The organism is Comamonas testosteroni (assembly GCF_030505195.1).
GTDB classification, from domain to species: domain Bacteria; phylum Pseudomonadota; class Gammaproteobacteria; order Burkholderiales; family Burkholderiaceae_C; genus Comamonas; species Comamonas testosteroni_G.
In genome coordinates this window covers 5412969-5424729 of sequence record NZ_CP129672.1, presented here as the reverse complement: position 1 = coordinate 5424729, position 11761 = coordinate 5412969, and the positions used below count along the sequence as shown (strand labels likewise).

The following is an 11761-nucleotide window of genomic DNA, read 5'->3' as shown; positions in this document are numbered from 1 at the left end:
ACGCCTGCGATCAGTACGGCCCGGCGCTGCTTTTTCAGGAGCTGCGCAGACAGGCAAATCAGCCGAACATTATAGGTTTGCGGCTACATACCCGCGCGGCCTTGTGCCGATAACAGCGATCATGAATTTTCATGCGTTGCATTAATGTCTTCATCATCGGCTTGCGGATAATCGGCAACCACTATGAGCGACACACCCCAACCCGAGACCTCCAAGCCCGCTGCCTCTGCCAAAAACCGACTGGTGGTCTGGCTCATCGCCCTGCCCGTGATCATCTTTGGCGCGCTCATGCTCATCGGCCAGTTCATGGACGATCCGCTCAGCAAGCAGCGCTGGACGGAAGCAGAAACCATCAAGATCTGCTGGAAACAGACGGCCAAGCCCGAGGCCGAGCGCAAGACCCAGGAGTTCAAAACCCCTCAGGACTGCGAACGCCTGGAGTTCGATTTCAAGACCCGCTACGGCGAAAACCCTTGAAGCGGCCGCGACGCAGCAAGCCTGTGGCAGGCGTGCTGCGTGACTGACGGGCTTACTCTTCGCCCCAGTCTTCGTCTGCGCCCTCTTCCTCTTGTGCTGCAGCCAGCGCGATCATGCGGTCAAAGGTCTCAATGATCGCGATGCGGCGACCCTGCTTGTAGCCCTCCTCGGGCTCCAGCTCGTCGATGCTCTGGTCCCAGGCCTGCAGATAAGTGGCCTTCCATTGCTCCAGCGTCGGCAGATCCGGCCACAGCGGATGCATGCCGCCCTCGGCCATGGCGCACAGCAGCTCGATGCGGCAAGGCACCAGATCCGACTCCGTCTCGCCCGCCTGCAAAGCCTCGGGCGAGTCCAGTGCCTCGGCAATTTCATCGATGAGCTGGCCCGTGATATCGGCCAGCCAGTCCAATGCGGTGTCGTTATCGAAATTGCCGTGCGACCAAGTGCCCATGACCAAACTCCTTGCTGTGATATGTCCCTAAACCAAGGCCCAACATAGCGGGCCCTGATGTCAAAACTGTGTCAGTCCAGGCGATGGTCCAGGCGCTACGTATCAACGGTTGCGATTTTTCATGGCGCGCTCCACCTCGCGCTTGCCTTCTCGGTCCTTGATCACATCGCGCTTGTCATGCTCGGCCTTGCCCTTGGCCAGGGCGATCTCGCATTTCACGTAACCGTTCTTCCAGTGCAGATTGATGGGCACCAGGGTATAGCCCTTTTGCTCGACCTTGCCGACGAGACGCTTGATCTCGTCCTTTTTCAAGAGCAGCTTCTTGATGCGTGCCGAGTCCGGATTGACGTGGGTGGACGCCGTCTTGAGCGGGTTGATCTGGCAGCCCAGCAGGAACAGCTCGCCGTCCTTGATCAGCACATAGCCGTCGGTGAGCTGTACCTTGCCGCTGCGCAGGGCCTTGACCTCCCAGCCGTGCAGCACCATGCCGGCTTCGTGGCGCTCCTCGAAGAAATAGTTGAAAGCTGCTTTTTTATTGTCGGCAATGCGCGACGATGTTTCTGGTTTCTTGGCCATGGAATATTAGTTGCAGGCGGACCGGAGATGAAAGCTCTCCCTACAATACTGGATTGCCGTCTCGCCTCTGAGCGATGATTTTAGTTTCGCATCGCGCCTCTGGGTATATTGACCTAGGCCAATTCCCTGCTCTTGCGCCCTGCTGATTGCTCTTTGTTCATGAAAAACGTCAACAAGTCCGTCCTCATCTGGTACAGCCCCGAAGAAATGTTTGCCCTCGTGACGGACGTGGCCCACTATGCCGACTTTCTGCCCTGGTGCGATCATGCCAAGATTCTGGAGCAGGACGACACAGGTATGACAGCCGAGGTGGGTATTGCGTTCAGCGGTCTGCGCAAGTCTTTCGTGACGCGCAACACGAACAGTAGCATGGATGACGGTGGCAAGCAGGTCAGCATGCGTCTGGTCAAAGGACCTTTCTCGCGTCTTGAAGGCCACTGGCGCTTTCATCCCGTAGGCGACGGCACGCAACGCGCCTGCAAGGTCGAGCTGCAGCTGGACTACGGCTTCGACAACGGTGCCGTGGCCGCCATCATCGGCCCGGTCTTCGACCGCATCGCAGGCTCCATGGTCGACGCTTTCATCAAGCGAGCCGAACAAATCTATGGCTGATGCTCTGCCAGAGGTGATCGACATCACCGTCTGCATATCGCCCTGCTCCGGCACCGTGCAGGAAGCCCTGTTGCAGCTTCCCGCGGGCAGCACTGTCCAGCAAGCTCTGGACGCCCTGACCGCCTCAACAGCCTTGCCGGATGTGCAACTGCCCGAGGCCTTGGCCGGCATGGTCGGTATCTGGGGCAAGGTCGCGAATCCGGGCCAGACTCTCAAGCATGGCGATCGTCTGGAGATCTATCGACCACTGACCGTAGACCCCAAGGTTGCCCGACGCGAACGCTTTGCCCGGCAGGGCGCGCGCAGCGCCGGACTGTTCAAACGCCAAAGAGACGGAGCCAAGGCGGGTTACTAGCCAGTTGCCAGCAGGACTCAAAAAAGCGCCTTCAGAAGGCGCTTTTTTATCGACATCCTGGCAAATAACTCGGCGAAGAGCTCGGCAAAGACTCCGGCGCCTACTGCGCCGGCTCTGCCATGGGTCCGCAATCGGAAGCGATCACGGCATCGGCGTGCTTGATCTCGGCATCGCGCGCGGCCTCATCCATGAAGCCACGCTCGCCCTTGGCATTCACATGGGAGAGCAAGCGGCCCGATGCCAGGGTTGCCTTGGCCTGCCTGGCACGATTGCAGTTGTCCTGGCGCTGCTTTTCCTTTTGCAGTTTGTCGGCCTGGGTCTTGGCTGCTTCCTGCTCCTGCATCTTGCGCTTTTGCTCTTCCAGCCCTTTGTCCACACCGGCTTGCGCCACGGGCTTGGCCGCGCCGACCTCCGGCATCGCCGAAGGTGCTGCGACTCTGGCACTGCCGGGGCTGCGCAAAATATTCTTGGCGGGGATATCGGCCGGCGGAGCCCTGTCGCTGAACACCTTGCGCCCCTGACCATCAATCCATTGCCACTGGGCAATTGCGGGAACCGTGCAGCTGGCAATGGCTGCAAACAAAGCGAACTTGATGGCGTGCATGGAGTCAATAAGTCTTGGAGTGGCGTTGGGGATTCTGGGTCACGAGCCCACATTGTGCGGCAAGTCACAGGTACAATCTTTCTTTTGGAGCCATCACATGCGCCTTCTCGGAAAAGCACTGACCTTTGACGACGTCCTGCTCGTTCCCGCCTACTCCGAAGTCCTGCCCAAGGACGTTTCCCTCGCCACCCAATTCACTCGCAATATCCGCCTGAACCTGCCCCTGGTGTCTGCCGCCATGGACACGGTGACAGAGGCGCGTCTGGCCATCGCCATTGCGCAAGAAGGCGGTATCGGCGTGATCCACAAGAACATGACAGCCGAGCAGCAAGCCGCTGAAGTGTCCAAGGTCAAGCGCCACGAATCCGGTGTGGTGCACGACCCTGTGGTCATCACCCCCGAACACACCGTGCTGCAAGTGCTGCAGCTGTCGGAAGAACGCGGCATTTCGGGCTTCCCCGTGTGCGACGGCGGCAAGGTGGTCGGCATCGTGACCAGCCGCGATCTGCGCTTCGAGACCCGCTACGACGTCAAGGTCAGCCAGATCATGACGCCCCGCGAAAAGCTGATCACCGTCAATGAAAAAGACGGCACCAGCCCCGCCGAAGCCAAGGCACTGCTGAACAAGCACAAGCTCGAACGAATCCTGGTGGTGAACGACGCCTTTGAACTCAAGGGCCTGATCACCGTCAAGGACATCACCAAGCAAACCACCTTCCCCAATGCCGCACGTGATGCATCGGGCCGCCTTCGCGTGGCTGCCGCTGTCGGCGTGGGCGCTGGCACCGAAGAGCGCGTGGAACTGCTGGTCAAGGCCGGCGTGGACGCAATCGTCGTGGACACAGCTCACGGCCACTCCAAGGGCGTGATCGACCGCGTGCGCTGGGTCAAGCAGAACTACCCCCAGGTGGACGTCATCGGCGGCAATATTGCCACCGGCGCTGCCGCCCTGGCTCTGGTGGAAGCCGGTGCCGACGCGGTCAAGGTCGGTATCGGCCCCGGCTCCATCTGCACCACCCGTATCGTGGCTGGCGTGGGCGTGCCCCAGATCATGGCCATCTCCAATGTGGCCGACGCCCTCAAGGGCACGGGCGTGCCCCTGATCGGCGACGGCGGCATCCGCTTCTCCGGCGATATCTCCAAGGCACTGGCCGCTGGCGCCTCCACCATCATGATGGGCGGCATGTTTGCCGGCACCGAAGAAGCTCCTGGCGAAGTGATTCTGTACCAGGGCCGCTCGTACAAGAGCTACCGCGGCATGGGCTCCATCGGCGCCATGCAGCAAGGCTCGGCTGACCGCTACTTCCAGGAATCCTCCACCGGCAACCCCAATGCCGACAAGCTGGTTCCCGAAGGCATCGAAGGCCGCGTGCCCTACAAGGGCTCCATGGTCTCCATCGTCTATCAGATGGCTGGCGGCGTGCGCGCCTCCATGGGCTATTGTGGTTGCGCTACGATCTCCGAGATGAACCAGAAGGCCGAGTTTGTGGAAATCACCGCAGCCGGCATCCGTGAATCTCACGTCCACGACGTGCAAATCACCAAGGAAGCGCCCAACTACCGCGCCGACTGATTGACCCGCTAGTCTCAAAAGCAGGACGGGCATTGCCTGCCCTGCTTTTTTCATTTCAGGAGTCTTCATGAAACTTGCCGAAGCACTGCTGCTCAGAGCCGATCTGAAGAAAAAGCTGGCCTCGCTGCGCGAACGCATTGGCCGTAATGCCCTGCTGCAGGAAGGCGAAACGCCCAAGGAAAAGGTCGAAGACCTGCTGGCCGAAGCCTACTCTGCGCTGCAGGAGCAGCAATCGTTGGTGCGCCGCATCAACGCCGCCAACGAAAGCGCCAAGCTGCCCGATGGCCGCCTGCTTGCCGATGTACTGGCGCTGCGCGACACGCTGATTGCACAGCACTCCCTGCTGATCAGCACCATCGGCGCCACCAACAAGGATGTGGATCGCTACAGCCAGCGTGAGATCAAATGGGTGCCGCAGATTCAGGTGGCCAGCCTGCAAAAACAGGCTGATGATCTTTCGCGCAATATTCGTGAAGTCAATGTCGCGGTTCAGGCGGCCAACTGGCAGATCGACATTTAAAGCAGTTTTTTGAGCGCTGCGGGCGAGTGCAGAGACCCCAATGAGCAACAGGGGGTTGAAAACATACTGGGGCTTAATTGGCAGCGCGGCGGGCAGCGCACAGTGTCACAACACACTTACAACGAAGCCCATCACCTGTCACCACGTACTTTTGAGAACGTACTCCGCACTACCTTGCACTGACGCAGCGCTCTCCTCTATCGTCAACATGTCCTTTTGTTTCTGCTCAGAATTCACCCCATTCTGACCAGAATGCTAAAATCGGGTCTGATTCATTGATCAGATCCGTTTTTTGCTTTCACCCTCCATGCACTGCGTCGGTATCTACGAAGCCAAAACCCGCTTTTCCGCCCTGGTCGAAATGGTCGAACAGGGCGAAGAAGTTCGCATCACGCGCCATGGCAAGGAAGTCGTGCGAATGCTGCCCATGCGCCGCAAGCCGGTGATCACCGATGAGCGGATTGCCCGTGAGCTGGAGCAGATTTCGGCCCTGCAGCAGACAGTGAAAGCTCAAGCAGCCACACATACCGCAGCGGACAGCACCACTTGCCTGCGCCACACAGGACGGAGCCAGGCATGAGCGCCACCGCTTTTGTGCTCGATGCATCCGTCACCGCCGCCTGGTTGCTGCCTGACGACGCCAGCGAGCACACCAGACGCCTCTACACCCGTATCCGCCGCGATGAAGTGGACCCGCAAGCCCCCAACCTCTGGCAGTGGGAATGCGGCAACCTGATTGCATCGGGCGTGAATAATGGCCGTATCCCGCAGACCTCGGTCGAAGGCCTGTGGGGCGTGCTGGAAGCCATTCGTCACCGGGTAGAGCTGCACGAACTGGCTCCCGCACAGCACAAGGCCGTGCTGGATGTGGCGCTGGATACCGGCCTGCCCACCTACGACGCCGCATACCTGTGGCTGGCGCAATCGCTGCGCCTGCCGCTGGCCACATTCGATGCAGCCCAGATGGCAGCCGCCCGCAAAAGCGGCGTCACCGTCTGGGCTCCCGAAGATTTCTAATCCCTTTTTGCCACCCTCTTGCCCTTGATCACCATGCAACACGACAAGATTCTTATTCTGGACTTCGGCTCCCAGGTCACACAGCTGATTGCTCGCCGCGTGCGCGAAGCCAATGTCTACTGCGAAGTCCACCCCTGCGATGTGAGCAGCGACTGGGTGCGCGAGTTTGCCGCCGACGGCAAACTCAAGGGCATCATCCTGTCGGGCAGCCATGCCTCCGTCTACGAAGTGGATGACCGAGCTCCCGACGCCGTGTTCGAGCTGAACCTGCCCGTGCTGGGTATTTGCTACGGCATGCAGACCATGGCCACCCAGCTGGGCGGCAAGGTCGAAGGCTCCAACACCCGCGAATTCGGTTACGCCGAAGTGCGCGCCCATGGCCACACCAAGCTGCTGGAAGGCATCGAAGACTTCGCCACGGCCGAAGGCCACGGCATGCTCAAGGTCTGGATGAGCCACGGCGACAAGGTCACCGAACTGCCTCCGGGCTTCAAGGTCATGGCCTCCACACCCTCCTGCCCCATCGCCGGCATGGCCGACGAAGCACGTCGCTACTACGCCGTGCAGTTCCACCCTGAAGTCACGCACACCGTGCAAGGCCAGGCACTGCTCAACCGCTTTGTGCTCGACATCTGCGGCACGCAGGCAGACTGGATCATGGGCGACTACATCGAAGAAGCCGTGGCCAAGATCCGCGAGCAGGTAGGCGATGAAGAAGTGATCCTGGGCCTGTCCGGCGGCGTGGACTCCTCCGTGGCTGCTGCCCTGATCCACCGCGCCATCGGCGACCAGTTGACCTGCGTATTCGTCGATCACGGCCTGCTGCGCCTGAACGAAGGCGATATGGTCATGGAGATGTTCGAAGGCAAGCTGCACGCCAAGGTCGTGCGCGTCGATGCCTCGGCCCTGTTCCTGGGCGAGCTGGCCGGCGTGTCCGAGCCCGAGCAAAAGCGCAAGATCATCGGCCGCCTGTTCGTGGACGTCTTCAAGGCCGAAGCCGAAAAGCTCAAGGCTGCCAACGCCGGCTCCAAGGGTGCAACCTTCCTGGCCCAGGGTACCATCTACCCCGACGTGATCGAGTCGGGCGGCGCCAAGAGCAAGAAGGCCGTCACCATCAAGAGCCACCACAACGTCGGCGGCCTGCCCGAGCAACTGGGCCTGAAGCTGCTGGAGCCCCTGCGCGACCTGTTCAAGGACGAGGTGCGCGAACTGGGCGTGGCCCTGGGCCTGCCCCGCGGCATGGTCTACCGCCATCCCTTCCCCGGCCCCGGCCTGGGCGTGCGCATTCTGGGCGAAGTGAAGAAGGAATATGCCGACCTGCTGCGCCGCGCAGATGCCATCTTCATCGAAGAGCTGAACAACTGGATCGACGAAAAGACCGGCAAGAGCTGGTACGACCTGACCAGCCAGGCCTTCACCGTCTTCCTGCCCGTCAAGAGCGTGGGCGTGATGGGCGACGGCCGCACCTACGACTACGTCGTGGCCCTGCGCGCCGTGGTCACCAGCGACTTCATGACTGCCGACTGGGCCGAGCTGCCCTACGGCCTGCTCAAGAAGGCCTCCGGCCGCATCATCAACGAAGTGCGCGGCATCAACCGCGTCACCTATGACGTGAGCACCAAGCCACCAGCAACCATCGAGTGGGAATAAAGCGCTGTCGTGAACTGACACGCAAGCTTTAGACCTTTTCTTATGAAAGCCCGCGATATCGCGGGCTTTTTTCATTTCTATCTAGCTCTATCTGGAACTAGCCAGTCTTACGAAGTCGGCGGGTTTCGATGACACTTAGATGTTCAGTCCCACGGTGAGATGGTGCGGATGAAGCCTAAAGCGGCTTGGATCTTTTTCCCATGCCTCGCACATCGCACGGAATGGTGTCTTCCACCTGAGCGCCTTCAAGTGCTTGCCGAAGTTGTAGCTTCGAACGAATGCCTGGACATGCTCCCGTAGCTGCTCCAGGCCCTCTTACTCATGCGCCTTGATCGTGGATTCCTTGATGGTCCGGTTCATGCGCTCGACCATGCCGTTGGTCCAGGGGTGGTACGGCTTGGTATGTCGTTTCTCGATTCCATTGAACTTGCAGATGCGTTCAAAGATGTGACCGATGCATGTGTCGGTGACGCCGTCTCTGAAGCGTTCTTGCCCTGTGAACGCCATGCCGTTGTCCGTCACAACGGTAGGTATGCGGTACGGGAGGCCACAAGCACCTGCCGAAGGAACTGCGCTGCGTTGGCTTTCGTGACCCTGTCAAAGAACGCAACATGCGTGAACTTTGTGACGCGGTCTATGGCAACAAACATGTGCTGTCTGCCGCTGGAGATCTTCATTTCAGCGCTGTCGATGTGCACGAAGCCCAGCGTCGTTTCTTCAAACTTTCCGTGCCTTCGTGGTACCTGCGTTGCAGGCTGTCGGCTGATGCCGTGACACTGCAGGCAACGATGTCAGGCGCTGCGGCTGAGCTTGGGTGCCGTCTCCAGGAGCTGCCCCATGAGATCGTCCAGCGACAGATGCCCTTGCTTGCGCAGCGCAATGGCCAAGTGTTCTTGCTCTTGAGAAAGATGCTGGCTTGCGCTGTCCCGAGGAGCCATGGGCTCATCGAGCACCGAGGTGCACGCACGCCACTTGGCCGCGGTCTTGGAGTTGATGCCGTAGAGCTTGGTCAAGGACCGATGGGAGCCGGTCGCTAGCTGGAGTTCTGCGCGGATACGCGCCGTTGTGCGGGCGCTGCCATGCAGGCGGATTGCCATAGTGCTTTCTCCTGTTCTGAGTTGAAGAATGCACCATGACTTCCTGGGACCGTACATCTAAACTGATAATGGCGAAAAAAGAGGAGCAAGGCGAAACGCCCTTGCTCCGCAGACCAGCTCAGGGCGAAGGCAAGATCACTTTATCCAGTAAATGGATGACACCATTAGAGGTAAGAGTATCGGTGGCAACAATATTTGCCCTTCGTGAGCGTTGGTCGGTGATCGCCAGATCGGCACCTACCGTGAAAGTTTCACCCTCGACAGTCTTGACCGGTGCATTCAATGGCACTTCAGCCTTGAGAATCAGCCCCGACACCACATGGTAGGTCAACACCTTGGACAACAACGCCTTGTCTTCCAGCAACTGCGCCTTGGTCAGACCCAGCTCGGCAAGCAATGATGAAAATGCCGCGTTTGTCGGAGCAAATACCGTCAACGGACCGGTCCCAGCCAGAGAATCGACCAGCCCTGCGGCCGTGACAGCTTCCACAAGCACACTGAAATCCGGGTTTGCAATCGCTGTCTGCACAATGTTCTTGTCCGCAGGCAAAAGCACGCGGTCAACGGCATGGATTAGACCGTTGGACGCTTGAATGTCTTGCTGCACAATTTTGCTGGTTCTGTTGCGCCCGTCCGTCACCATCAGGTTGCTCCCGGTTCTATCGATCTTGAAAAATCCACCTCCCACCGGTGTGACCGCCTTGCCAATTGGAAGTGCATTGCTAGGCACTCTTCCGGACAAAACGTGATACTTGAGAACAGTCTGAAGAAGAGTCTTGTTGGAGATCAACTGATCTTTGCTGACACCAAGCTCGGCAAGCAGTGCAGCGAAGGCATCGTTGGTGGGGGCCAACACGGTCACCTGAGTGGAGCCGCTCAGCGTATCAGCCAGGCCCGCCGCCTGAACGGCCTCCACAAGGATGCTGAAACGACTGTCGCGCTGTGCCACTTCAACAACATTGCCTGACGGGCCGTCACCACCACCACCACAGGCGACGGTCAAGGAAAGCAGAAGGACACTAAAAAATCCCGAGATCCAACGTAGCATGTTTGTTCTCCCGTGCAATGAAACTAGGCAATTTGCCAGTAGCGATGAGACGATGTGGGCTGAGCGATGTCTAAAGTCGATGGCTTCTCCTTGGGCTGAGGATGTAGAACAGTGGCATGGGCCTACCACTCCAGACTGCGCTGCAATGGCGCCGGAGGTTGGTCCGAGCGCTTCCTGCGTTGCGACAGGTGGTCGCGAGAGCCGTGCTTCTGAAGGATCGCGGCCTTGGCACTGCGCACGGAAGGCTGGGCTCGCACGGAGTGAACCCGCGACTTGGCAACCCTCGTGGCCTCGGCAAGGTCGACCAGCGGCGATGCAATATCCGTCCCCACGCGAACGCCACAGCGCGCCTGTAGCTGAAGTGGCATTTGCCAAGGTTCAAAAATCCAGGCATCGGGAACCTGCTGCAGGGCGGGAAGCCAGCGACGCACGAAGACGCCGCCAGGGTCGTGATCTTTCGCCTGCTTCAGGGGGTTGTAGACACGCAGGGCGTTGATGCCCGTTGTGCCAGCCTGCATTTGCATCTGGCTCCAGTGAATCCCTGGCTCATAGTCAAGGAACTGACGCGCCAGCCACAAGCCCACGGGACGCCAGTGCAGCCATAGGGGAAAGGAAGCCACGGACACGAGCATCGCGCGCATCCGGAAATTGAGCCACCCCGTCTCCCTAAGCATGGCTACACAGGCATCGACCAGTGGCCAACCGGTCCTGCCTGCCTGAAGGGCCTCAAAGTAGTCGGCATTGTGAGCGCTCTCGCGCAGACCGTCGTAGCCTTGGTGCAAGTTACGCCATTCAATTTCAGGCTCGGACTCCAGCTTCTGGATGAAGTGGCAATGCCAATGCAATCGGCTCATGAATGCAACCAGGCCCTGGTGGAGTCGCCGAGACTCCGGATCGCGCAAGCCTGTAAGCTGCAGTTGCTGCTGTTGAGTCGCCTGTACGACCTCACGCATGCTCAGACTTCCGCTTGAAAGATAGGGCGAAAGCCGCGAGCAGGCGTCTGCTGCAGAAAGCGGCGAGGAAATCCCACCGCGATAGTTCGCGCAGCGTATATTCAGGAAATCGTCCAGGACTTGCTGACCCGCAGACCTGCCTCCGCGCTGACGAAGAGGAACCTGGTGATCGTCAAGCAGGCCGATGGCCGATGGCTCAGGCCAGGTGGTACGCCAGGGCAGGCACACAGAGCGGAGACTGGCAGGCACAGGAGCCGCAACACGATCTGCCGCCATATGGCTTTGCCACATGCCCAGCCATTGGTCACGTGACGGCAGGCATCGCACCACGCCATGCTGGGGCCACTCCTGCCACGATACCCCTTGCGCGCGACACCAGCGCGCCACCGCTAAATCGCGCGCATATGTCACGCTATTGCCGGTCTCCTGGTGAGAGACCAGACTGGCGAACGGTTGCTGAGCGTGAAGACGCGACAGCACGTCGGTCAACTCGCCCACGGCAAGTTGCAGGCGAGCCCCCAAGACCCTCAGTTGCTGCGCCAAGTCGCGCAGAGACTCCCTGAGAAACTCGTAGTGCTGCAATGCGCAATCTGGCTGCCGCCAGATACCGGGCTCCAACACATACAAGCACAGCACGGGACCTCGCACGGCAGCATGGGCCAGAGGCGCATGGTCATAAACGCGCAGATCTCGCTTGAACCAGACAACGGTATAGGTCATGCCGAATCGTGATCAGGAAGAAAGTCAGGCCGTCACAAACTGGCAAAGTCAGCGCAGATCCGGCGGTTGAGGTCTGAAAGAAACCAAGCGCATGTATCACCCCTTTCC

The 11761-nt window shown here is 59.7% G+C and carries 13 protein-coding genes and 1 pseudogene; 8 read left to right on the top strand and 6 right to left on the bottom strand.

What is annotated here, in order from left to right:
• The first annotated feature begins 183 nt into the window (after positions 1-183).
• Complete coding sequence (locus tag QYQ99_RS25095; RefSeq protein WP_302090495.1) at positions 184-477, top strand: hypothetical protein; 294 nt, start codon at positions 184-186, stop codon at positions 475-477.
• A 52-nt stretch (positions 478-529) separates the two neighbouring features.
• Here the strand turns inward: QYQ99_RS25095 and QYQ99_RS25090 are convergent, their stop codons facing one another.
• Together QYQ99_RS25090 and smpB are read right to left on the bottom strand one after the other, a co-directional pair.
• Complete coding sequence (locus QYQ99_RS25090; protein ID WP_302090494.1) at positions 530-928, bottom strand: DUF4259 domain-containing protein; 399 nt, start codon at positions 926-928, stop codon at positions 530-532.
• 102 nt (positions 929-1030) lie between these two features.
• Positions 1031-1504, bottom strand: a complete 474-nt coding sequence (gene smpB / locus QYQ99_RS25085; RefSeq protein WP_003054725.1) for an SsrA-binding protein SmpB — start codon at positions 1502-1504, stop codon at positions 1031-1033.
• Between the two features lie 159 nt (positions 1505-1663).
• Between smpB and QYQ99_RS25080 the strand changes: the two genes are divergently transcribed.
• Both QYQ99_RS25080 and QYQ99_RS25075 read left to right on the top strand, forming a co-directional pair.
• A complete protein-coding gene (locus QYQ99_RS25080; protein ID WP_087083198.1) occupies positions 1664-2116 on the top strand; it encodes a type II toxin-antitoxin system RatA family toxin in 453 nt (150 codons plus the stop codon).
• Complete coding sequence (locus tag QYQ99_RS25075) at positions 2109-2471, top strand: RnfH family protein (protein WP_302090493.1); 363 nt, start codon at positions 2109-2111, stop codon at positions 2469-2471. The genes QYQ99_RS25080 and QYQ99_RS25075 overlap by 8 nt, the downstream gene beginning before the upstream one ends.
• Positions 2472-2571: 100 nt before the next feature.
• On the opposite strand, the gene QYQ99_RS25070 is transcribed toward QYQ99_RS25075, so the two are convergent.
• Positions 2572-3075, bottom strand: coding sequence for a DUF4124 domain-containing protein (locus QYQ99_RS25070; RefSeq protein WP_302090492.1), 504 nt, complete (start codon positions 3073-3075; stop codon positions 2572-2574).
• 97 nt (positions 3076-3172) lie between these two features.
• Between QYQ99_RS25070 and guaB the strand changes: the two genes are divergently transcribed.
• The 5 genes from guaB (at position 3173) to guaA (ending at position 7835) form a co-directional block, all read left to right on the top strand.
• Positions 3173-4648, top strand: a complete 1476-nt coding sequence (guaB, locus tag QYQ99_RS25065) for an IMP dehydrogenase (protein WP_003074909.1) — start codon at positions 3173-3175, stop codon at positions 4646-4648.
• A gap of 67 nt (positions 4649-4715) precedes the next feature.
• Positions 4716-5168 carry a DIP1984 family protein gene (locus QYQ99_RS25060; protein ID WP_302090491.1) on the top strand — a complete coding sequence of 151 codons (453 nt, stop codon included), beginning with the start codon at positions 4716-4718 and terminating at the stop codon, positions 5166-5168.
• 307 nt (positions 5169-5475) lie between these two features.
• The gene (locus tag QYQ99_RS25055; RefSeq protein ID WP_302093266.1) at positions 5476-5748 is read left to right on the top strand and encodes a type II toxin-antitoxin system Phd/YefM family antitoxin; all 273 of its coding nucleotides are present in this window, start codon (positions 5476-5478) and stop codon (positions 5746-5748) included.
• Positions 5745-6185: a type II toxin-antitoxin system VapC family toxin gene (locus QYQ99_RS25050; protein ID WP_302090490.1), complete on the top strand. Its 441-nt coding sequence runs from the start codon at positions 5745-5747 to the stop codon at positions 6183-6185. The genes QYQ99_RS25055 and QYQ99_RS25050 overlap by 4 nt, the downstream gene beginning before the upstream one ends.
• 33 nt (positions 6186-6218) lie before the next feature.
• Positions 6219-7835 carry a glutamine-hydrolyzing GMP synthase gene (gene guaA / locus QYQ99_RS25045; protein ID WP_302090489.1) on the top strand — a complete coding sequence of 539 codons (1617 nt, stop codon included), beginning with the start codon at positions 6219-6221 and terminating at the stop codon, positions 7833-7835.
• A gap of 135 nt (positions 7836-7970) precedes the next feature.
• Here guaA and QYQ99_RS25040 read toward each other — a convergent pair.
• The 3 genes and pseudogenes from QYQ99_RS25040 to QYQ99_RS25030 form a co-directional block, all read right to left on the bottom strand.
• Positions 7971-8932 (bottom strand): annotated as a pseudogene (locus tag QYQ99_RS25040) (integrase core domain-containing protein).
• 118 nt (positions 8933-9050) lie between these two features.
• Positions 9051-9980: a fasciclin domain-containing protein gene (locus QYQ99_RS25035; protein ID WP_302090488.1), complete on the bottom strand. Its 930-nt coding sequence runs from the start codon at positions 9978-9980 to the stop codon at positions 9051-9053.
• A 122-nt stretch (positions 9981-10102) separates the two neighbouring features.
• Positions 10103-11653, bottom strand: a complete 1551-nt coding sequence (locus QYQ99_RS25030) for a cryptochrome/deoxyribodipyrimidine photo-lyase family protein (RefSeq protein WP_302090487.1) — start codon at positions 11651-11653, stop codon at positions 10103-10105.
• Positions 11654-11761: the final 108 nt, after the last annotated feature.